The organism is Roseibium litorale, assembly GCF_014842915.1.
Classification (GTDB): domain Bacteria; phylum Pseudomonadota; class Alphaproteobacteria; order Rhizobiales; family Stappiaceae; genus Roseibium; species Roseibium litorale.
Map to the genome: position 1 here is coordinate 1 of NZ_JACYXI010000028.1, position 20891 is coordinate 20891.

The 20891-nt window shown below is 58.6% G+C and carries 19 protein-coding genes and 2 tRNA genes; 1 reads left to right on the forward strand and 20 read right to left on the reverse strand.

Annotation, left to right across the window (positions count from 1 at the left end; translation table 11 throughout):
• Positions 1–169: 169 nt before the first annotated feature.
• The 15 genes from IG616_RS22510 to IG616_RS22580 all read right to left on the reverse strand — a co-directional run bounded on the left by IG616_RS22510 (position 170) and on the right by IG616_RS22580 (position 17090).
• Positions 170–2194, reverse strand: coding sequence for a TRAP transporter permease (locus IG616_RS22510; protein ID WP_192151183.1), 2025 nt, complete (start codon positions 2192–2194; stop codon positions 170–172).
• 84 nt (positions 2195–2278) lie between these two features.
• A complete protein-coding gene (locus IG616_RS22515; protein ID WP_192151185.1) occupies positions 2279–3286 on the reverse strand; it encodes a TAXI family TRAP transporter solute-binding subunit in 1008 nt (335 codons plus the stop codon).
• A 386-nt stretch (positions 3287–3672) separates the two neighbouring features.
• Positions 3673–3748 (reverse strand) — tRNA-Phe (locus tag IG616_RS22520).
• A gap of 553 nt (positions 3749–4301) precedes the next feature.
• Positions 4302–7265 (reverse strand): FecR family protein, encoded by a 2964-nt coding sequence (locus IG616_RS22525; RefSeq protein ID WP_192151187.1) that lies wholly within the window; start codon positions 7263–7265, stop codon positions 4302–4304.
• A gap of 11 nt (positions 7266–7276) precedes the next feature.
• Positions 7277–8500, reverse strand: a complete 1224-nt coding sequence (locus IG616_RS22530) for a surface lipoprotein assembly modifier (protein ID WP_192151189.1) — start codon at positions 8498–8500, stop codon at positions 7277–7279.
• 389 nt (positions 8501–8889) lie between these two features.
• The gene (locus IG616_RS22535; RefSeq protein ID WP_192151216.1) at positions 8890–10491 is read right to left on the reverse strand and encodes a bifunctional metallophosphatase/5'-nucleotidase; all 1602 of its coding nucleotides are present in this window, start codon (positions 10489–10491) and stop codon (positions 8890–8892) included.
• A gap of 293 nt (positions 10492–10784) precedes the next feature.
• Positions 10785–11000 carry a DNA gyrase inhibitor YacG gene (gene yacG, locus IG616_RS22540; RefSeq protein WP_192151192.1) on the reverse strand — a complete coding sequence of 72 codons (216 nt, stop codon included), beginning with the start codon at positions 10998–11000 and terminating at the stop codon, positions 10785–10787.
• A gap of 64 nt (positions 11001–11064) precedes the next feature.
• Positions 11065–11694 (reverse strand): Maf-like protein, encoded by a 630-nt coding sequence (locus IG616_RS22545; RefSeq protein WP_192151194.1) that lies wholly within the window; start codon positions 11692–11694, stop codon positions 11065–11067.
• Positions 11695–11731: 37 nt separating this feature from the next.
• On the reverse strand, positions 11732–11950 hold the full coding sequence (gene infA, locus IG616_RS22550) for a translation initiation factor IF-1 (protein WP_006939340.1): 219 nt from the start codon (positions 11948–11950) through the stop codon (positions 11732–11734).
• A gap of 255 nt (positions 11951–12205) precedes the next feature.
• Entirely contained in the window at positions 12206–12658 is a 453-nt protein-coding gene (locus IG616_RS22555; RefSeq protein ID WP_192151196.1) for an arsenate reductase/protein-tyrosine-phosphatase family protein, read from the reverse strand.
• A gap of 5 nt (positions 12659–12663) precedes the next feature.
• Positions 12664–13164, reverse strand: a complete 501-nt coding sequence (locus IG616_RS22560; protein ID WP_192151198.1) for a UPF0262 family protein — start codon at positions 13162–13164, stop codon at positions 12664–12666.
• A 68-nt stretch (positions 13165–13232) separates the two neighbouring features.
• Positions 13233–14528: a histidinol dehydrogenase gene (gene hisD, locus IG616_RS22565; protein WP_192151200.1), complete on the reverse strand. Its 1296-nt coding sequence runs from the start codon at positions 14526–14528 to the stop codon at positions 13233–13235.
• A 103-nt stretch (positions 14529–14631) separates the two neighbouring features.
• The gene (locus IG616_RS22570; RefSeq protein WP_192151202.1) at positions 14632–15069 is read right to left on the reverse strand and encodes a DUF2948 family protein; all 438 of its coding nucleotides are present in this window, start codon (positions 15067–15069) and stop codon (positions 14632–14634) included.
• A 170-nt stretch (positions 15070–15239) separates the two neighbouring features.
• Positions 15240–16529 carry a UDP-N-acetylglucosamine 1-carboxyvinyltransferase gene (murA, locus tag IG616_RS22575; RefSeq protein ID WP_192151204.1) on the reverse strand — a complete coding sequence of 430 codons (1290 nt, stop codon included), beginning with the start codon at positions 16527–16529 and terminating at the stop codon, positions 15240–15242.
• 372 nt (positions 16530–16901) lie between these two features.
• Entirely contained in the window at positions 16902–17090 is a 189-nt protein-coding gene (locus IG616_RS22580) for a hypothetical protein (RefSeq protein WP_192151218.1), read from the reverse strand.
• 425 nt (positions 17091–17515) lie between these two features.
• Here IG616_RS22580 and IG616_RS22585 point away from each other — a divergent pair.
• Positions 17516–17590, forward strand: a tRNA-Thr gene (locus IG616_RS22585).
• On the opposite strand, the gene IG616_RS22590 is transcribed toward IG616_RS22585, so the two are convergent.
• The 5 genes from IG616_RS22590 to IG616_RS22610 form a co-directional block, all read right to left on the reverse strand.
• A complete protein-coding gene (locus IG616_RS22590; RefSeq protein ID WP_192151206.1) occupies positions 17569–19137 on the reverse strand; it encodes a recombinase family protein in 1569 nt (522 codons plus the stop codon). The genes IG616_RS22585 and IG616_RS22590 overlap by 22 nt on opposite strands.
• A gap of 52 nt (positions 19138–19189) precedes the next feature.
• Positions 19190–19510, reverse strand: a complete 321-nt coding sequence (locus IG616_RS22595; protein ID WP_192151208.1) for a hypothetical protein — start codon at positions 19508–19510, stop codon at positions 19190–19192.
• Positions 19511–19590: 80 nt separating this feature from the next.
• A complete protein-coding gene (locus tag IG616_RS22600; RefSeq protein ID WP_192151210.1) occupies positions 19591–20004 on the reverse strand; it encodes a hypothetical protein in 414 nt (137 codons plus the stop codon).
• Positions 20005–20127: 123 nt separating this feature from the next.
• The gene (locus IG616_RS22605; RefSeq protein WP_192151212.1) at positions 20128–20535 is read right to left on the reverse strand and encodes a hypothetical protein; all 408 of its coding nucleotides are present in this window, start codon (positions 20533–20535) and stop codon (positions 20128–20130) included.
• Between the two features lie 4 nt (positions 20536–20539).
• Complete coding sequence (locus IG616_RS22610) at positions 20540–20725, reverse strand: hypothetical protein (protein ID WP_192151214.1); 186 nt, start codon at positions 20723–20725, stop codon at positions 20540–20542.
• Between the last annotated feature and the right edge of the window lie 166 nt (positions 20726–20891).

Sequence of the window (20891 nt, forward strand, 5' to 3'; positions counted from 1 at the left end):
TTGGGAACAAGCTGATCGAGCGTCACAATCTCGAGCGCTGTCTGGGCGGGGCCGGGCTTCTTCAACATAAAGACACTGAATCAAAAACCACAAGCAAATGCTACGGGTTTGTCAGCAGTCTGAGGCGGCCCGATGAGGCCGCCTTCTTTGCTTTCAGAGATTGCTCTCCTCAGGCAGCCAGCGTCCTGCGCTCCTTCACCTGTAGCAGCACGATCGGCGCCCACAGGACCAGGCCAAGCGCCATGGTGGAGAGGCCGGGAGCGATGAACAGCAGCGACACCAGCCCCACCCACCAGCGCTGCCACTTCGGCATGGGCGCCAGGAAGAAGCCGGAGAAGGCCGTGCCCAGCCCGCCAATGCCCATGGCTGCCCCTGCCAGCGTGATGAAGAACGCCTGCCAGGTGAAGCCGTCGGCGACGATCAGCAGCGAGGGCGAATAGACGAAGACAAAGGGCACCAGCGCCTTGGCAATGCCGAGGCGGAAGGCCGTGTTGCCGGTCTGGAACGGGTTCGCCCCCGCAATGCCCGCCGCCGCATAGGCAGCAAGTGCCACAGGTGGCGTGATGTCGGCCAGAACCCCGTAATAGAACACGAAGAAATGGGCGACCAGCGGCTGAACCTGCTGCACGGCCAGAGCGGGCGCTGCCACCGCCACCAGAATGATATAGGTCGCCGTTGTCGGAATGCCCGCCCCCATGATGATGCAGGCAAAGGCAATCAGGATCAGCGACATGAACAGCGACCACTGAGCAATAGTCGCATAGGACAACGGCCAGAAAGAGCCGAGCACGGCGCCGATGTCATTGGCGGTCTGCACCACCACATAGCCAAGACGGAAGCCGACGCCGGTGAGCGTCACCACTCCAACCACGATGCCGACCGTCGCAGCAGCAGCCCCAACCGCAATGGTGTTGCGGGCGCCATCTCCGAGCGCTTCCCAAAGATCCTTGATGGTGAGCCGGTTGACCGGGTTCAACACCCCGACAATGACGCAGGCAATGATGCCATAAACCGCCGCATAGTCCGGCGTGCGGCCGGTCAGGATCATGTAGACCAGAATGATCAGCGGGATGATCGACAGCCAATGCTGCTTCAGCACGATGCCGAGCTTGGGCAACTCGTCCTTGGTCAGACCGCGCAGGCCCAGGCGCTTGGCCTCCAGATGCACCATGATGAAGATGCCGAAATAATGCAGCAAGGCCGGGAACAGAGCCGCGGCCAGAACATCGCGCAGCGGGATCTGCAGATATTCCACCATGATGAAGGCAGCAGCCCCCAGGATCGGCGGTGTGATCTGACCGCCCGTCGAGGACGTGGCTTCCACGGCTCCGGCGAAATGCGGCGGATAACCAACGCGCTTCATGGCCGGGATCGTCAGGGCCCCTGTGGTCACCGTGTTGGCAATTGAGGAGCCGGAGATGGTGCCCATGAAGGCGGAAGAGAAGATCGCGACCTTTGCGGGGCCGCCGGCATAGCGCCCGGCGATGACCATGGCGAGATCAATGAACAGCTGGCCGAGGCCGATGCGGGTGGCCAGAACGCCGAAGAGAATGAACAGGAAGACGTATTTCGCCATCACACCGATGGCAATGCCGTAGATGCCCTGGTTGGTCATGTAGAGATGGTTGACCAGTCCAAGCCAGCTGGTGCCGCCATGCTTCAACGGGCCGGGCGCATAGGGCCCGTAGAGCGCGAAGAGCATGAAGACAATGGCGATGATCGGCAGGGTTGGCCCGACCGAGCGACGGCAGACCTCAAGCGTTAGCAGAATGAGCGCACTGCCCATGAAGATGTCGAGCTGGGACGGATTGCCGACCCGCTGTGCCAGGGCCTCTGGTGGCAGCAAGGGCAGATAGAGCGCTGCGCCAACCCCGAGAACGGCCCAGATGATATCGAGAAGCGGCACGCCATCCAGACACCACCAGGCCTTGGCCTGAACCTGATCGACGGGACTGCGGCGCCAGGAAAACAGCAGAAACGCAAGGCTGAGCACGAAAGCCAGGTGAATGCCCCGGTGCAGAAGCTCCGGGATCAGGGCGAAGCCGCCTGCATAAAAATGATAGATCGACATGGCAGCCAGAATGGCGCCGATCACATGGGCCGCCTTTGGCCCTGTCGGCCGGAACGCCAGCTCCGGATCATATTTGCGCTCGATCTCCGCCAGTTCTTCCGGCGTCAATTCTTTGCTGCTCATCGCCCCCGCCCTTCTTAGAAAAACTCAATGATCAGAAACACGAAAAGCGGGCTCCGCGGAGCCCGCTTTTCCAGCTTTGCAGCCTTACTTGATCAGGCCAGCTTCCTTATAGAAGCGTTCTGCGCCCGGATGCAGCGGAATGCCGATGCCATCAAGGGCTGTCTCAAGGGTAATCGACTTGCCCTTGGCATGACCGGTGTCCAGCAGGTGGCGGGTCTTTTCGTTCCACAGCGCCTTGGTGATGTTGTAGATCAGGTCGTCAGATTCCTTGGCGGACGTGATCCACTGCGCACCAACGGCCACGGTCGGGGTGTCGCCGACACCTTCGTAAGCGTTGGCCGGAATGTCGGATGCGGAGAAGAAGCCGTACTCCTTGGTCAGGGCGTCTGCGCCTTCACCACTGATCGGCACCAGCTTGATCTTGACGGCGGAAGCCAGTTCCACGATCGCGCCGGTCGGATAGCCGCCAACAAAGAAGAAGGCATCGATCTGGCCGTTGCGCAGTGCGTCGCCAGCCGCGTTCGGCTTCAGAGCTTCTGCGGTCACCTTGTCGACGCCGAGACCGAAGGATTCCAGGATCAGCTTCGCATCCACGTAAGTACCGGAGCCCGGCTCATCCAGGGAGACGCGCTTGCCGGCCAGATCAGCAACGGAGTTGATGCCGCTGTCAGCCAGGGTGACCAGGTGGATATGCTCCGGGAACAGGGCAGCAATGGCGCGCAGGTCTTCTGCGGCCGGCTTGCCTTCCATGGTGCCGGTGCCGGTGTAGGCCCAATAGGCCGTGTCGGACTGGGCGAAACCGGAGTTGCGCAGACCCGAGGAAATGGCGTTGAGGTTATCAACGGAACCGCGCGAAGACACGGCCGAAGCGATCAGGCCCGGCACGCCGCAGCTGCCGCCTTCATCACACGGACGCGAGCCCGGAGGATTGGAGATGGCGTTGGCGATAACGCCGCCGATCGGATAGTAGGTCGCGCCGGTGCCGCCGGTGCCGATGGTGAAGAAATTGATGTCCTGCGCCTGCGCGGCGCCGCCAGCCAGCAGCAGGGCACCTGCAGCCGCCATAGCTTTCATGGACTTGAAAAAGGTCATTCGGACTTCCTCTCTGTTTCAAGGACTTGCAGCTGACGTTGATAGGCGCCCGAACCAGGCAGGCCGCCGGAGCTGACAGCTAAAGGCTGAGCGCTTGATGGTTGCGCTCTTGTTTGACGAACATGCTAGCGATGTCCCTAGAGCCCTAAACTCAGCAGAAAATGCAGACGATTTCAATGGCTTAAATGGAGAAAAACGGCCTGAAGCGTCCTCCCGCCGCTTTGCAGGCGGGGATCAGTTGCCGCGACGGAGGAAACAGGCACGTTCCGGACCAGTTGCCACCTCATGAGAGAACTGTCTGTGCACCGCAACAGACAACCGAGGCCCGTACGGCAGGCAAAGCGCTTAAGAGGAACTCTTTGAAAACCAACTATGTTTTTGGGAAGTGGTGCCCGGAGGCGGATTCGAACCACCGACACGCGGATTTTCAATCCGCTGCTCTACCAACTGAGCTATCCGGGCATCTTGGCTGCGGAGTGTTCCGCCGCGCTGAAAGCTTGGGTCTTATAGAAGCTGGCAAAGCGCTTGTCCAGCGCCTCAAAGACTTTTTTAAGCGGCATTTCAGAAGCAGCTCTAAAGACCTGAAAAAATCGCAGAAAAGCTTATGTTTCAGTAGTTTGCACAAGCTCTCCCGCCTGGGGAAAACCTGATCCGGGGCGATTTTCTCCAACCCTCGCCGATGGCCTCCCCTTCCCGCTGCTCCCGGAGGCAGCGGGGCGAAAATCAGGGATCTTAATTCAACCCGAACGAGGAGACCGGTCCCGGAGCAAGGCAGGGACGGCGAGAGGGAGACCATCGCGATTTCGGCATGCCCTTAAATTCAAAGGCCGCTTCAAGGGCGGCCTCAGACTGCTGACAAAGTAGGATTTCTTCCCGTTCGTCATGGCCGGGCTTGTCCCGGCTATCTGCAAGCCATTGACTTATATAGGTCCTCGGCACAAGGCCGAGGATGACGATGGAGAGGCCACAGGTGTGTCATCACTCAAAGGCCGCCTCGAGGGCGGCCTTTGAGGTCTTATTGCAGGGCGCCGGCAGTGATGCCGGTGGCGGACCAGCCGGCACCGTCCGTCGCGGTGAAGTTGCCCATGACACCATCCATGACGCTGTCCGGGCCGGTGACCACGGAGGCGTTGAACTGGCCCTGCATCGTTTCGCCAGCACCGGTAATCGAGCCACTGAACAGATTGGCGCCTGACTCCGTCGTGACTTCGGCCATGCTTGCTCCGAAGTTCCGGCCATCGAAGTTCGTGACCGCAGCGGTTGCATTGCGGGTGCTGAAGTTGACTTCCATACCGAAGTTGCCAGCCGCCAGATACTGCGCGCCGTTGTTCACGACGCTGCCCACCGCATGCCCCGCGTAAGTGGCTGTGCCGGTGGACGGAAGATCCGCGCTCTGGGTGGCGTTGCCGGCAACCCAGGTGCCAAGATGCATGTTGTCGTAGCGTTCGCCGTTGGTCAGGTTGGCCTGAGCATCTGAGCCATTCAGCTGGACCGACGCGCCCCAATAGCCCCATTCCAGGAAGGCGCAGGTGCAACGGTTGACGCCTGCGAAAATATCCGCATCGGCTCCGGGCAGCAGCGTATCGGGAATGAGATAGCTGTTGGGATTGTCTCCCTCTGGCTGGGTTACGGTGACATTGTTGTCGGTCACCACATAGGCAGCCGAAGTGTCCCGCTGCTCCCGCGCTGCATAGGTGTCATTGTCGATGAACGTGCCGCGGCCACTGTCTCCGCCATTCGTATTCCGTCCGAAGCCGAAGTGATAGCTGTCCAGCTCGCTGTCTGCGTTCAGCACATCCTCGACCTTGACTTCGGCGGTCAGGGTGTTGGCGTCCGGCAGGAATGTGAGGGTGAGATCATCCACGCTGCTGCTGGCGAAAAGCTTGGGCTGAAGAACGCCACCCACCACATTGGTGCCCGATTCAAAAACGCCCGTCGCGAAACCGGCAAGCGTCCGCTGGGTCCGCTCGAACGATGACACCGGCGTTTCGTGATCCAGCACGCCCACATGGAAGCTCATGCTCAAAGTATCTGTTTGATCAAGCGTATTAGGGCGCAGAATATACCCCTCACCATATGGATCTTCGTTGTCAACAGCTCCCCCGATGAGGAAGCTTTGGGCATCGGACCCAAAGAAATTTGAGCCATCCGGGCCGCTGATGGTCTGAATGGCACCGCCGTAATGCGCACCTGACTGGCTGGCGTCCATCCGGTGGCTGCCGCGGCGGCCTGTGTCGTAGGTCAGAGTGCCGTTATCGTCAAAGATGTTTCCTACCGCGAGAGAGATGAAGGACTTTTGACTGCTCCCAGTTCCCTGGATAAGGAAGGAGCTGGCCAGAACCTGAGAGTTCCGAAGCGTCGACGGATCCCTCTGGATCATGAGAAGCTCGGTGGTTTCAATCTCTTCCATGAAGCTCGTGCCCATCAACTGGGCGACGAGCGGGTTCATGAACAGGGCGTCCGTCTCAAGCGGGATCAGCCCGCCATCGCCCGTTTCCGTTCCCATGACAAACGTAGTGAGCGGATCGGAGGATAGACTGTATTCCCGCACCTGGGCTTCAGTCTTGTTGAACTGGCTCCAGTCGGTTCCAACCCCATAGAGGCCCAGGATCATGTTTGCGCCATCAGGATCATAGACCGGGCCGTTGGTATCAAAAGAGACCGCCGGAAAATGCGCAAAGGCAACGAAGTCCTCGTTGCTGACCTGAACACCACGGCCAAACCCGCTGATTTCCCCATAGGACGGATCGAAATCGACCGAAGCGGCAGGAACGGTGACAGCACCGTTTTGCTGAATCACATCCTCATCGTCGTTCAGGTAGGTCTGGCTGTAAAAGAAGAGCGACGGCTCTTCTCCATAGATGAACTGGAACAGCGGATTTCCATCCACCTGAGCGTAAAACAGCTCCGTTGCAGATCCGGAATAGATTTCGCCGCCGGTAAAAATGACATTCTCGTTGATACCGTCAGAACCACCCAAAATCCCCTGGGCGCCCGGGTTGTTCACAACAATGCTTGGGTTCCAGGACGGAGTGAACGTATCCCCCGCCTTCAGGATCCGCACCTGAACGGTGACAACCTCGGGCTCCGGTTCGGGCTGCGGGTTTTCTTCCGTGATTTCCTCTACGGTCTCGTCCTGTGTGGTTTCCTGGATCTGGACGAGCGTCTCGTCCGTCTCAGTCACTTCCGTTGACTGAACCACCTCAGGCTTCGGCGCCGGCAGGGTGTTCGTCACCCCAAGATCGGAGTTCGCCTGGGTGAAGCCGGAATCCGTGACGGATGCTTCCGTCGGCTTTTGCGTTGCTCCGCCGCTCTGCCCCGGCTTGCCGGACAAACCCTGCTGGACGCCGCCAAGATCAGCCTGGGTGGTCCGGCGAACCTCTGAGCTTGCTCCGCCTCCGCTGACCTGCAGCGTATACCCGGCTTCATAAACCCGGTTGGTTTCACCATTGCGGCCGGTAAATGTCAGTTCCTCGCCAAACAGGAGCGAAAAGACGCCGCCACCCGAGGTCAGATCCATGTTCGCGATGCCGCCGCGGATCCCGATGGTGCCGACCGGCGTGTTCACATTGACCCCGGCCTTGTTCTTCGACAGCTTGCCGCCGACGAAACGCGCAACACCCTTGCCAAGGCTCGCGACCAGCTTGCCCTGACCCGTGTTGGGATCATAGACGAACTCGTCGATCACCAGATCGGAATTCGGGCCGACCGTGAATGTGGAGCCGTCAACGAGCAGAACCTGGACCAGACCGGACCCGGTGGTCTCAATCCGCTCCCGGTAGATGACGTTGTCGCCAAGAACCTTGGTCTTGCGGCTGAGGCCCGGCGCAGTGCCAAACGCGGAGGTGTTGACGGCAGCGGCTACACCGACCTGGGATGCGGCCATGGCCGGAGCTGTGATCACACCCGCTGCGGTGACAGGAACAATCGCGGCCAGAAGGCCGAAATAACGAAGTCTTTGAATATGGCGGCGGGTCATGAAAAGCCCCTTTAAAAATTCTTCGCAACAGACACCATCGCCGAAGCGTTGCTGTAGGTCGCCAGATCATAATTGGAATAAACGCGCCGGAATTCGCCGGTCAGACCGATCGAAAAGTCATTCTTCAGTGGCACATTCAAGGCGGCGCGCACCCAGCCCTCATGGTCGTTCTGGCTGTCGTTCTTGTTGATCAGCGGATCCGGGCTGTCATAAAGGCGGCGGATATAGCCGGCTTCCAGGTCGATGGACCAGCGGTCAGGAAGAGCCTGGAACGGCGAGGCAAACTTGTAGGTTGCCCCAACGCCGCCACCGATTTCATAGCTCTGTTCCCACGCCTTGGCGGTTTCTTCATAATCGCCGAAGATCAGCGTCCGGCCTGCCCAGTTCTGGGAGAACTGGTGCGTCAAGGTCAATCCGCCTTTGTAGAAATGGCCATTGCGATCGGACACAGTCGAATAGGTGACCGTGTCATGGTACCAGCGGTAGCGGAACTCGAACTTGCCCGAGAGCGTCGTCGCCGGATCCACGCGCCAGGCGAAGCGGGACCCCAGACCCATGGCACCAAGGTAATTGGCGGTATCCAGGCGCACGCCGGACAAAATGCCGTAGAAACCAAGACGGGCGTTGTCGACATTGAACCGCCGCATGTTGAACGACGGCCCAAAGGTCAGTTCCGCAAGGCCGGTGTCCAGCTTCGACAGGTCTGCGTAGCGGGCGCCAAAGAGCAGAAGATCGGCTTCCAGAAGGTCGCCCTGCGTGCCGAGATCATAACCGCCATGGAGAGAGGCTGCGGCAAACCCGTTGACGTCGGACTGGCCGGTCGAGGTCTGGTTCAGCAGGAAATTCACGCCATTCAGATTGACGCTTCGGTCGCCGGGACCTGCATTCGCGTTGCTCTGATACCGCGCTCCGGCAATCACCGTCGCGCGGAACTTCGCGGGATTCTCGCTGGTGCCGATGGCAACGAGATACTCATCGACCCTTTGCTGAACCTCCGGCGGCACATCAGGTCCTGAGATCGCGCTTTCAAAGTAGCTGCGGGCAACATCCGTGCTGCCCAGACGGAAATAAAGCACCCCGAGTTCCAACTGAACACGCGGCAGACCCGGCGCATAGATCAGCATGCGTTCAAACGTGCCGATCGCGGCTTCATAATCGCCGATCTGAGCGGAAATCATCGCGTATTCGAATGAAACGTCGAGATTGTCCGGCTGTTTCAGAAGAATCGTCAGCAAATGCGCCTGCCGGGCCTTCAGTTCATTGCTGGCCTGAGGATTCGCCCCCTGCGCAAAAGCTGACGAATCAGGCGCTACAGCCAAAAAACAAATCCCAAGACAAATGAATAAGTTAAAAATTGATCTGCAATTGACCGGCATGCCCCCGCCGCCCCCTCTAAATTCACAACTATTGAGATTACAAAAATTCAGGGCACCCTGCTAGCCTGACGTTTCGTAAAGTTTCCACACGTAACTCAAATACCACAAAGCCCTAAGCGCAATTCAGGCACATCCCCCAAATGGGGAATGAAACGGCATGGTCCTCAAGAATTTAAAACGTAAAAAGGCGCCCCGCAGAACGAGGCGCCTTCCAGATCACTTTGATCCTTGCCTGACGTGGTCAAAGCTTATTTGGCGGTAATGCGGCCATCCGTGTAGGGAGTGTAGCCATTTTTCGCAGCCAGATAATCCGCAACAACATCTGCGAGGTCCGGACCGAAGTCATAGGCATTCATGCCGGCAGCTGCGAACACCTTGTAGCCGTCACCGCCTGCGCGCATGTAATTGTTAGATACAACTCCGTACACCTTCTCCGGATCGATCGGGACGAACTTGCCGTCTTCCTCAACCATAACGTCAGAGATCCGCTCGCCTGCCGGCTTGGACTTGTCAAAGGTGTATTTCAGGCCGGAAACCTGAGAGAAACGGCCTGCTCCCTCTTCCACCTGGCTGGCACCATTCTCAAGCGCCTTGACAACGTCCGCACCTTTGAGCTGGAAGGTTGCCAGCGTGTTCTGGAACGGCAGAACCGTCAGAACCTCGCCCTTGGTGACCGGACCAGCATCAATGGACGCGCGCAGACCGCCACCGTTCTGAATAGCGATCTGGATGCCCTGCGCCTTGACGCGGTCCAGCATGGCGTCAGCGACCAGATTGCCCATCTGGCATTCCTGCGCACGGCAGATGGTGCGGTCAGCTTCGATCACGCCGGTGCTTTCGGCAACCACCTGGTTGCGGACTTCATCCAGAGGCTTGGCCAATTCCGCGACCCGGGCCAGAACAGCTTCATCCGGCTTCACGGACGCATCGAGCAGGATCGGTTCGCCTTCCGCCTTAATCACATTGCCTTCGTCATCGAAGGTGATTTGGACATCGCCAAGATACTTGCTGTAGGCATAGGCAGTCACGATGGGCACGTCCTTGCCGTCCGGGCTCTTCACCACGGTCGGATACGGGCCCTCAGCCTTTTCCTGTGTGTTGGACAGGAGCGTGTGCGAGTGGCCGCCCACGATCACGTCGATACCCGGAACGGTCGCCGCGATTTCCTTGTCCTTCGGCAGGCCTTCGTGGGTCAGCGCGATGATCTTGTTGACGCCTTCAGCCTGAAGCTTGGCAACCGCCGCCTTGAGGGCGTTTTCGGAATTGATGAAGCCGACGCCAGCGCCCGGAGAAGAGGTTTCAACCGTATCTTCAGCCAGGGAGGAGATCACGCCGATCTTTTCGCCGCCACGCTCGAACACGAGGGTTTCTGCAACCCGGTCCTTCAGAAGCGGCTCGTTGGCCATGTCCAGGTTGCTGGAGATAACCGGGAACTTCACCTTGTCGAGGAAACCTGCAAGACCGGCCGGACCGTCATCGAACTCATGATTGCCGACAGCCATGGCATCATAGCCAATCAGATTCATGAACTCGGCAGCCGCGGCGCCCTTATACGAGGTGTAGAAGAGCGAGCCCTGGAACTGGTCACCGGCATCGAGCAGCAGGTAGTTCTTTCCGTCGAGTGCCTTGCGCATCTCGTCGACCTTCGCCTTCACACGGGCGACGCCGCCAAAGCACTTACCTTCAGCTTCATCTTCCGCCCCGCAGGTCGAGTCGTACTTGTTAATTGACTCAATGCGCGAATGCAGATCGTTCGTGTGCAGGATGGTCAGGGTGTAGTCCGCGAAAGCGGCGCCAGAGAATGCCGCAGTCAGAGCAAGCGCCGAAGCGCCAAACAGAAACTTTTTCATCAGAGCCTCGCCTTTGATCCGGGTCGTTGCCCGGCCCTCGCGCCCATCACCAGCCATTGAAATACGGGCCGGCATGAACCGCAATCATCAACAGCAGGAGACCGGAAGCAGCCGGCGTGTTTGCCGGCAGGCTTTCCTCCCCAACTGCCGAACCCGTCTATGCCACGGGTTTACGAGATCCATTATGACAGTGAAGAATTTTTCACGACAAGCGATATTTTTTACAAGCTTGCCCAAACAGTCGGCAAATCAGACGATCTGCCGTCTGAAATGAGAGCATCCCACCAAAATTATTAGCCGGTGAAGGTATCCGTGTCCGGATCGTCAATGTCATCGGTCTCCACGACCGGGATGGAATAGCCCTCGGAGAACCAGCGGTGCAGATCCACCTTGGCGCAACGCGGCGAGCAGAAGGGATAGTCTTCCGTGGTCGAGAGCTTGGAGCAGATCGGACAGGGGCGCATGCGGCGCGTGTTTTCTGCCGGTGTCTTATCCGGTGTCTGGGTCATGTCGCCCTCTCTCGTATGAATTGGCAGCCGGCGGCAGGATTGGCCTACGTGCCGGAAAATGAGGTCAACCGGCGGCAGACGCTGCCCATTTCCCGTGGACAGGATAGCCGGAAGCCGACAGCAGTGTCATGGTCTCGCTCAGGGGCAGACCGACAACATTTGGATAGGAACCGGTGAGCTTGGTCACGAAGCTGCCGGCAAGCCCCTGAATGGCATAGCCGCCTGCCTTGCCGCGCCACTCGCCCGAGGCGATGTAGCTGTCCATCTCGCGGCGGCCAATGCGCTTGAAGCGCACGCGGCTCTCCACCACCTTGGTCCGCACCCTGCCATCTGGCGCATGAACGCAAATGCCGGTGAAGACACGGTGGCCGCGCCCCGACAGAAGGGACAGACAGGCAAGGGCCTGATCGGTCAGCTCGGTCTTGGGCAGGTTGCGGCGCCCGACAGCAACAACCGTATCGGCTGCAAGAACCAGCGCACCCTTCAGATCAGAGGAGGCATCGGCGACTGCCCGTACGGCCGCCGCCTTTTCCTTGGCAAGGCGCAGAGCCAGCGCGCGCGGTGTTTCCAGCTTGCGCGGTGTCTCGTCAATATCGGCAGGCAACAGATGATCGGGCTCGATGCCGATCTGCTGCAGCAGAGCCAGGCGGCGCGGTGATGCGGACGCCAGGATCAATGAAGGTGCCATAGTCATGCCTGCCAGGGCCTTGTTTCGGTGACGCTGCGAGGGTCTACTTGAAACGGTAGGTGATACGACCCTTGGTCAGATCGTACGGGGTCATTTCGACAAGAACCTTGTCGCCAGCCAGAACGCGGATGCGGTTCTTGCGCATACGTCCAGCCGTGTGGGCAATGATTTCATGATCATTTTCAAGTTTCACGCGAAAGGTCGCGTTGGGCAGCAGTTCCGTGACGACGCCCGGGAACTCCAGAGCTTCTTCCTTGGCCATATGGTATCCTGATTAAGGCGTTCAGATGAGCGGCGAACCTAACGGATCGCCGCTGGAAAGTGAACCGTTGTTTCCGCGCTCTTTCCCACAAAAGCGCCGATTCAGCAAGCTCTACGAATTTTGGCGGCGAAGTGGGACGCGTAAGCGCCTCTTCCACCGGAGAAAGGCGGACTGCAAAGAGACTGTTATCCCGGCACCAGGCGCCCTCACTCAGAGCGGAATATCGCGAGACTCGAAGGGTCTGCAGCCCCTCCCCTAGCCGCTCGGCGCAGGCGTCCAGGCCAGGCGCTTCTTGATCCGCATCAGGAGCTGGTCGCGGATGCCCCGGTAGGCATCCATGATCTGCTCCCGGCTGCCGGTGGCAAGGGTCGGATCCATTGTTGGCCAGTATTCAACATCGACCGCCTCCGTCCGGGTCAGCTCGAGCGCCTTGTGGTGCGCCTCCGGCGCAAGCGTGATGACGAGATCGAAGCCCGACTCATCCAGCTCGTCGAAGGTCTTGGGCTGATGCTTGCTGGTGTCCATGCCGATTTCCGCCATCACGGCATCGACAAAGGGATCCCTCTCGCCCTTGCGAACCCCCGCAGAACGCACATAGATCTGATTTGGAAACAGGTTGCGGGTAATCGCCGCAGCCATGGGTGAGCGCACCGCATTCATGCTGCAGGCAAATAAAACCGCAGTCGGACGGACGCCCGGCCCGGTCACTCCGCTCACCCTTTCCAGTGCAGGGCGTAGACGAGGGTGAAGAGACGCCGGGCCGTCACCATGTCGACCGTGATCTTGCCCTCCAGACGCTCCATCAGAATGGACGAGCCTTCATTGTGCACACCGCGCCGTCCCATATCGATCGCCTCGATCTGGCTTGGCGAGGCGTGGCGGATCGCCTCATAATAGCTCTGGCAAATGAGATCATAGTCCTTAACCACCTTGCGCAGCGGCGACAGGGAAAGGACATGGGTGACCAGCACGTCTCCGGCCTCGCTCCGGATTTCCAGAACCAGCCGCTTTTCCACCACGGAAAGGCGCAGAACATAGTTCGAGACAGGCAAGCCAACCGGCTGGAACTGATTTTCCTCGATCAGGTCATAGATGGCGACGGCACGGTCATGTTCGACATCCGGTGTCGAACGGGCAATGGATTCCTCGTCCAGAATGACATCGACCAGTTTTCCGCCGACGTCTCCCGCCTTCAGAGCGGCCGCTTCATCCATGCCTGACACTCCCTGCTGTTGACCCTGCCATCACTTCCGCAACGTTCCTCCCAGACCTTGCGTCCGCCTCAAAGGTTGAGGCGGACCGCGACCGACCGAGCATGACCGGCAAGGCCCTCCGCCTCACCCAGCACAATGGCTGCAGGGCCGATCTCCCGCAAGGACTCCGGCGTACACTTGAGGATAGACGTCCGCTTGACGAAGTCGAGAACGGAAAGGCCAGACGAAAACCGGGCTGAGCGGGCCGTCGGCAGAACATGGTTCGAGCCGCCAACATAGTCGCCCACCGCTTCCGGCGTGTGACGGCCCATGAACACGGCGCCCGCATTGAGCACCTTCAAAAGGAGCGCTTCCGGATCGGCAACGGCCAGCTCAAGATGCTCGGCGGCGATCCGGTTGACCAGCGGCATCGCCTCGTCCAGGTCTTTCGTGACGATGACCGCACCGAAATCGCGCCAGCTGGCACCCGCAATCGCCGCCTTTGGCAAGGTCTTCAGCTGACGCTCGACGGCCTCTTCCACGGCGGCAGCGAGATCCGCGCTGTCGGTGATCAGGATCGACTGGGCCACCTCGTCATGCTCGGCCTGGGCCAGAAGATCCGCTGCCAGCCAGTCCGGATCGTTCTCCGCATCGGCGACGACCAGAACTTCCGACGGACCGGCGATCATGTCGATGCCGACGGTGCCGAACACGCGGCGCTTGGCAGCCGCCACAAAGGCATTGCCCGGACCCACGATCTTGCTGACCGGCGCAATGGTTTCTGTCCCAAATGCCAGCGCGGCAACGGCCTGTGCCCCGCCAATGCGGTAGATCTCGGAAACGCCAGCCAGACGGGCAGCCGCCAGAACCTGCGGGTTCAGATCCCCGTCCGGGCTGGGCACCACCATGACGATCCGCTCGACGCCCGCCACCTTGGCCGGCACTGCATTCATCAGAACGGAACTTGGATAGGATGCCTTGCCGCCGGGCACATAAAGACCGACGGCCTCGATGGCCGTCCAGCGCGAGCCAAGCTCAACCCCAACCGGATCGGTGTAGCGGTCATCCTTCGGCATCTGCCGGGCGTGGTGGCTTTCGATCCGGTCGCGCGCCAGCGACAGGGCATCCAGAACATCCTGCGGCACAGCCTTCATAGCCGCTTCGATCTCAGCTTCAGTCACCCGCAGATCGGCCATGGAGCCAACGCTCAGACGGTCAAACCGCGCGGTGTACTCAAGAACCGCCTCATCCCCGCGCTTGCGGACATCCTCCAGAATATCCCGGACGATATGATCGACATCTTCGGACACTTCGCGCTTGCCAGACAACAGCCCGGTGAAGCGGGTCTCAAAATCGGCGTCCAGAGTTGAAAGACGTATCGCCACGCTAGAGGCTCCTCAGTTCCAATGTCAGGGAGGCGAAGCCTCCAGTTTTCAGCACAGGGCAGCTTTGGGGCAGCTTCAGGCCCGGACCCCAATCTGTCAGGTGTCAGTCCAGTTCGTGGCTCGGAAGATTGGGTGTGGACCAGGCAGCGCCGAGATCGGCCATCTGAACCTCAATGCATTCGACGGTCAGCACGAGGGCGGCTCCGCCAGCGAAGGTCAGCCGGATCCGGCCTGCGGGCGCATCGGTCTCTTCAAATGTAACGGCCAGAAGCTCAAGCACGGTGTCTCTGGTGTCCTGACGGATGCCGGAGACCTTCATGTCCAGTACCCGCGAGACAGACAGCGCGGTCCTGCGGCGCTCGTGCTGCCGGCTGCGCTTATCCCGCGCCTTGTCCCAGACGAAGCGGTTCATGACGAACACGGCCTTCTGCTCACGCGGCATATAGCGGATGTCGCCGACGATCATCACGGCATCCTGAACATGGGCGGAAACGACCTGAAGGTCTTCGGCATCGAGAGCGGCAAGTCTCAGACGGTCCATGGCGTGCAGCGTCATCCCTGATGGCGGCCGGGCCGGAAGGCCGGCGGCGAAGTCCAAGTGTCCGGCGGCCGGGCTGCGGCCGCAAATCAGACGGGCAGCCCGGAGGCTGCCCGCAGGATCATGACCTAACGGCTAAATCCGGCTTTGACAATCCGGTAGAAAGCGGCAGATCAGCCGGAAATGCGCTCGATCTGCGCTCCGCAGCGGGTCAGCTTGTCTTCAAGCCGCTCGAAACCGCGGTCCAGATGATAGACGCGGCTGACATGGGTCTCGCCTTCTGCAGCAAGACCGGCAATCACCAGGGACACGGAGGCTCTGAGGTCCGTTGCCATGACCGGCGCGCCGCGCAGGGTGTTGACCCCGTCGACAATGGCGGTGCGGCCATCGATATGGATCTGGGCACCTAGACGGGCCAGTTCCTGAACATGCATGAACCGGTTCTCGAAGATGGTCTCAGTGATGCAGCTGCGGCCACCTGCGCGGGTCATCAGCGCCATGAACTGGGCCTGAAGATCGGTCGGGAAGCCCGGGAACGGCGCGGTGGTGATATCCACCGGCTGAATGCCGTTGCCATTGCGGTAGACGCGCAGCCCTTCTGGAGTTTCCGTGATGTCCGCGCCGGTCTGGCGCAGGATCTCGATCGCGCTTTCCAGAAGATCGGCGCGGGCGCCCTGCAGCAGCACATCGCCGCCGGTCATGGCAACGGCCATGGCGTAGGTGCCGGTTTCGATCCGGTCGGCGACGACGGCATGATGCGCGCCGTGCAGGCGCTTGACGCCCTGAATGCGGATGGTCGGGGTGCCCGCGCCTTCGATCTGAGCGCCCATGGCCTTCAGGCAATTGGCGAGATCCACCACTTCCGGCTCACAGGCCGCATTGACGATTTCCGTCTCGCCATGGGCAAGGGTCGCAGCCATCATGATGGTGTGGGTCGCACCGACAGAGACTTTCGGGAAAACGACGCGGTTGCCGGTCAGGCCCTGCGGCGCCTTCACAACCACATAGCCGGCCTCGATGTCGATATCTGCACCAAGGGCCTTAAGGCCGTCGATGAAGAAGTCGACCGGACGGGTGCCGATGGCGCAGCCGCCGGGCAGAGACACGCGGGCTTCGCGCATGCGGGCAAGCAGCGGGCCGACGACCCAGAAGCTGGCGCGCATCTTCGAGACCAGCTCGTAGGGCGCGGTCGTGTCGACGATTTCACGCGCGGTCAGATGCAGGGTCTGGCCTTCCAGCTCATCCTGGCCGTTGCGCTTGCCGTTGACCGAATAGTCGACGCCATGGTTCTGCAGGATCTGGGTCAGCAGGGCGACATCGCGCAGGCGCGGCACGTTGCTGAGCGTGAGGGTCTCGTCCGTCAGAAGAGAGGCGATCATCAGCGGAAGGGCCGCGTTCTTGGCGCCGGAAATCGGGATCACCCCATTCAGCGCAGAGCCGCCCACGACCTTGATGCTGTCCATACCGCTTAAACCCCCAAGAAGTCTGTCTCACCCCGGCGCAAGCAGACGCCCGGCGCGGAAATCTATGTATTGCTCCGCCGTCTACACGCAAGATGTGGCCTGCGCAAGGCAATGACTTGGCGGAAGCCGGGAGTTTTGCGGCCCAAACCGGGCAAGGGCGGGTCATCCTGCGGAAGCTGCGACGGTCAACACGGCCCAGAGGACCACTGAGAGCGATGGCAAACCTCTCCACTGCGCCATCCCGGACGACGTGACGGAGATCCGGGATCCCGCCTATAGTCTCATGTTGGATTCAGGACAGGTCCCGGCTCAAGGCCGGGACGGCGCGGAGAACCCTCTGAAGCCTCGCGTTTGTCAGAAGCCAATGACCTCTCAAGAGGCCCGCTCTTTGGCTGCAGCCTTGCGGCGGCGGAGATTTGCCCGCAGCGCTTCGGCAAGACGTTCCTCGCGCGTCGGCTTTGCAGGCTTTTTCTTCGCCTGCCGGCTTTGGGCAAGCTCTTCAGAAGACCGGGTTTCGTCCTGGCCGGCCCCGCCCGTTCCCTCTGCCTCGGCATCGCTCATGTCGGATGTCCCTGAACTCTTGTTCCTGAAAGGCGGAGATGTCCGCCCTGCCCCATTTTGATCCTTGCTCCTTCCTGCCTCAAGCCCGATCACGGGGCAAGGGTTATGGACGCGCCTGTCCACGTTGGAGACGTCACACTAACCGGTCCTGCCCGGCAAAGCTTTCCACAGCCATGATGCGCCCTCCTGAAAACTGCCAAGCCCTTGTTCTGCGCCATTTTTCACGCTCGTTCCGCAGGTTCGAAACCTCTTGCGCGGGTCCAAACCAGCTCTTCTCAAAAAAACCGGAAGAGGACGCTTGCGCCCCCCGGCCAACTGTGGCAAAAGCCACCGCATTCCGGTTGGCCCCGCCGCCGGAGTCAAGCAAACGGTTCTTCCGCTCCTGACCCTCAGGCTGGTTTAAAACCAGAGGAAACACCGCAGATGCTGCCGTAGCTCAGGGGTAGAGCACTCCCTTGGTAAGGGAGAGGTCGAGAGTTCAAATCTCTCCGGCAGCACCATTTTTCATCACAGGATATTCAGAGCACATTAAACCGCCTAACGCCTTGAAAGGTAAGGTAGTTTCATAGTTCAAAAAGCCGCGTTCCTTGCTATATTTAAAAGGCCCTAAAAACACCAAACGAAGCACAATTTTCTGCAGGTCTGACCGGCCAGAATCCCATATTTTCCGCGGGTTTGTAAGGAACCGCATGGATAGTTCAAACAAATCTCCTCGGCTGTACCGAGCCTTGCCCGAATTCTTTAGTTTTTCAGCCATCACAAGCTTCTCTTTTTCGAGCATTTCAATCTTGTTTTCATAGGCGGAGATAACACGCGGGTTCGACGCATCAACGGCGCGATCCACAATTCGCTCAATCTCCTTTTCCAGCCCAACCATCTTCTTCTGGATCGCGACTTTCATCTCTTTTGCCTGCGCCTCAAACTGATCCCAACAATGATGGAACATGGCCGAGGCCATAGCAGTCAGCTCTCTTGATGGTTGGATTGCTGCCAGAAGCTTTTGAAAGTCTGCTTCCATCACTTCGCGCCTGATACCCTTGCCATAGAGATCGCATGACCTGTTACGACAGCGATAGTAGGCATAGGGCTGGCGGCAGCCGCGACTCCATCCAGCAGTTAGCAGGGTGTTGCAGCACGAACAGGACACAGCTCCCCGCAAAGGGAAGTCATCATTGATGTCTTTTCGGGCCGGGGCGTAAACGCCTCTATCCAGCTTGTCGATGATACGCTGATGCGTTCGCTTGCTAATCAATCCCTCATGATTTCCCTCACGGACGGAAATGCCCCACTCTTCGCTATAGACGTAACCCGCATAGATCGGTTTGCGCAGTAATCGCGGCACCGTTTGGGGGCGAAGCCGACCACCCGGCATGTCCTTCGGGAAATAGGGATCATTTTCCAAGTAGCGCTGCACTTCGGTCTGTGACGCAAAGAGGCCGGAAGCAAACCCCTCTAGAGCGTTGCGGACAACACTTGCTAAAGGCTCATCCGGGACCAGCTCTTTTCCACCTTGACGTGATTTCACATATTTGTAGCCGACGGGTGCCCGAAACACCCAAAAGCCCTGCTCAAGACGCGCGATACTCTTTTGACGATTTTGCCGGGCCATCGACTCCCGTTCGTAGGCTCCTGCGGCGGCAGTCACCGTTTCATTGAGCTTGCCTTCTGGGGTATCTTCAAAATTGAAGTTCAGGCATTCCCGAATAGCACCGCGCTCATGCATCAAACGGCGAAGCTTCAAGTGGAATTCCACATCGCGCGCGTATCGTTTCAAATCGTCGAAAATCACGACAAACTGTTCGTTCGGATGGTCGTCAAGATATCGAAGGAGAGCGACCATGCCCTTGCGCTTCATAAAATCACCACCACCCGACACATCGTCAGGGAAAACCTCTTCTACCGAATAGCCCTTGGCATCAGCATATTGACGACAGCGGTATTCCTGGCTGCTTAGGCCGCTTCCGTCTTTGGTTTGTTTTTTTCCTGAAACGCGGCAGTAAATGACCGCTTTTTTAGGTTCTTGCGCCGCCTCCTTAAATTTCTGCATGACAGACTCCTATTCCTCACGGCACTAATAAGTGCCATGGCAATTCCATAAATTATTGTTTGCTTTGAGATATCTTACCGCGACTTGCGGAAGATTTGGCAGGAATGTTGTTTTCCTCGCCAATTTGTCCACATACGCCCTCGACTTGCTGAAACGGATGAATTTCAAAGCCCCAGGACATCATCTGGTGGATAATACTCCAAACGAGCTGAGCGTATTCCCTTCTCCATTCCTCAGGAATTTCCTGATTATCGAGATGATGGGCGAACAGCTCGTAATCGACCAACACAGATGGGTGAGACAATATACGCTCCGTGTCGATTGGCATTAGGGCCGGATTATCAAGATAAGTCTCTATGTCTTGCTTGTTCATTTGCAGCATCCCTCCTTTCTCATGGGTGTGATGCGCGGTGCCCAACCAGGCACCGCGTCTAAACGTTGAGACCATGTCGATTACGGCTCGGGAGAGTAATCAGGAGCCGGAGAGGAACGCCTATGCTCCGGTGCATTGTCCATTACGCGTTGCTGTTCTTGAGCGAGGCGCTGCCTATCCCAGTTCTGGTTCTCCTGTTGAACCGGCCCGGTTTGCGCCTGTTGGCGTGAATTCTGCGCTGTCCTATCTTGCTTTTTGAGGGATTGAATCAGCTTGATCGCGTCACGCTGAAGGCTGTGCGCAATCAGCATTTGATCGTCCGTCAGGAGATGGGTTTTCTGCCACTCTCCATTTTTGTCCTTATAGGAACGCGTCGTTTCGATTTCATGGAACACGCCGCCGTCATGCCTATCGCGAGGCCACACGGTGACTTGAATGTTCTTAAATCTAAAATTCTCTACCGGACCTTGGTTTTCTTGAGGCTGAGTAGTCATATTTCTTTTCCTTTCATTTTTTTCGTATCAATACTCAAAATATAAGGAATAAAATCCTATATTTTGAGTAACGTCAATGATTTTGTTCTTTTTTTGCTCTCCTTTTCTGCAAATTGAACGTCATCATGAAGGTTCAATACTCTTCTTAACCTGCGGGTTATCTATCTCACGCTCGTACGGTTCCTTCACGCCCACTCCCGCCTGTGCCATCACGCGGTCCTGTTGCTCCTTGAGCCAAGCTCGGCAGGCATCATGGTCTTCTCTGTTCTTTAAGAACGAACGGGGTGGGCGCAGGTTATGTTGCGGGTGAGCTTCCTTGATCGTTCCCGAACTTCGCTCAACTTGCTCATCACGGCGTTCGGCTTCGGACTTCGAAAGATCGTCCATCTGTCTGGCTATGAACGGATCACGCGAGGTATTAAAATCCCACCAGACGTTCGGCAGGTTTTGCGCGGCATCGCCAATAGGCCACGGATGATCATCCAGATAATCCCGATAGGTAGATTGCGGGCGGGAACTTTTTTGGGTCACGTCCTCACCTCCAATCATCAGGGTTGATGAGTGCGAAGAATGGGCAATCAGGTGGGAAGTCCGGCGTCACCAGCCCTTCAATGCCCAGATAGGTGCAATGGATGAAGTGCTTTTCCTTGCCGTGCGGCACATATTGATACCACCAGCGGATATGCACGGTTGCCGGTGCCAGAAACAGCCACGCAAGCAAAAGCAGTGGCCAAAGCTGGAAAAGGCCAGAGAGACTGCGTGTTGATTTCCATTGAGAAGTGACCCGGCTTGGCCTGATATTTCCATTGAGAATTGACCCATGTTTGAACCTTCCCTCGCGTGTTTTCAGCGGGGGCTATGGAGTGATCGACATGGCGTTATTGAGC

Coding starts and splice junctions, on each gene's coding strand:
- IG616_RS22600 (WP_192151210.1), bottom strand. CDS start 20,004: ATGACTACTCAGCCTCAAGAAAACCAAGGTCCGGTAGAGAATTTTAGA.
- IG616_RS22510 (WP_192151183.1), bottom strand. CDS start 2,194: ATGAGCAGCAAAGAATTGACGCCGGAAGAACTGGCGGAGATCGAGCGC.
- infA (WP_006939340.1), bottom strand. CDS start 11,950: ATGGCCAAGGAAGAAGCTCTGGAGTTCCCGGGCGTCGTCACGGAACTG.
- IG616_RS22560 (WP_192151198.1), bottom strand. CDS start 13,164: ATGGATGAAGCGGCCGCTCTGAAGGCGGGAGACGTCGGCGGAAAACTG.
- IG616_RS22545 (WP_192151194.1), bottom strand. CDS start 11,694: ATGACTATGGCACCTTCATTGATCCTGGCGTCCGCATCACCGCGCCGC.
- IG616_RS22535 (WP_192151216.1), bottom strand. CDS start 10,491: ATGAAAAAGTTTCTGTTTGGCGCTTCGGCGCTTGCTCTGACTGCGGCA.
- yacG (WP_192151192.1), bottom strand. CDS start 11,000: ATGACCCAGACACCGGATAAGACACCGGCAGAAAACACGCGCCGCATG.
- IG616_RS22595 (WP_192151208.1), bottom strand. CDS start 19,510: ATGAACAAGCAAGACATAGAGACTTATCTTGATAATCCGGCCCTAATG.
- IG616_RS22590 (WP_192151206.1), bottom strand. CDS start 19,137: ATGCAGAAATTTAAGGAGGCGGCGCAAGAACCTAAAAAAGCGGTCATT.
- IG616_RS22570 (WP_192151202.1), bottom strand. CDS start 15,069: ATGGACCGTCTGAGACTTGCCGCTCTCGATGCCGAAGACCTTCAGGTC.
- IG616_RS22525 (WP_192151187.1), bottom strand. CDS start 7,265: ATGACCCGCCGCCATATTCAAAGACTTCGTTATTTCGGCCTTCTGGCC.
- IG616_RS22580 (WP_192151218.1), bottom strand. CDS start 17,090: ATGAGCGATGCCGAGGCAGAGGGAACGGGCGGGGCCGGCCAGGACGAA.
- IG616_RS22515 (WP_192151185.1), bottom strand. CDS start 3,286: ATGACCTTTTTCAAGTCCATGAAAGCTATGGCGGCTGCAGGTGCCCTG.
- murA (WP_192151204.1), bottom strand. CDS start 16,529: ATGGACAGCATCAAGGTCGTGGGCGGCTCTGCGCTGAATGGGGTGATC.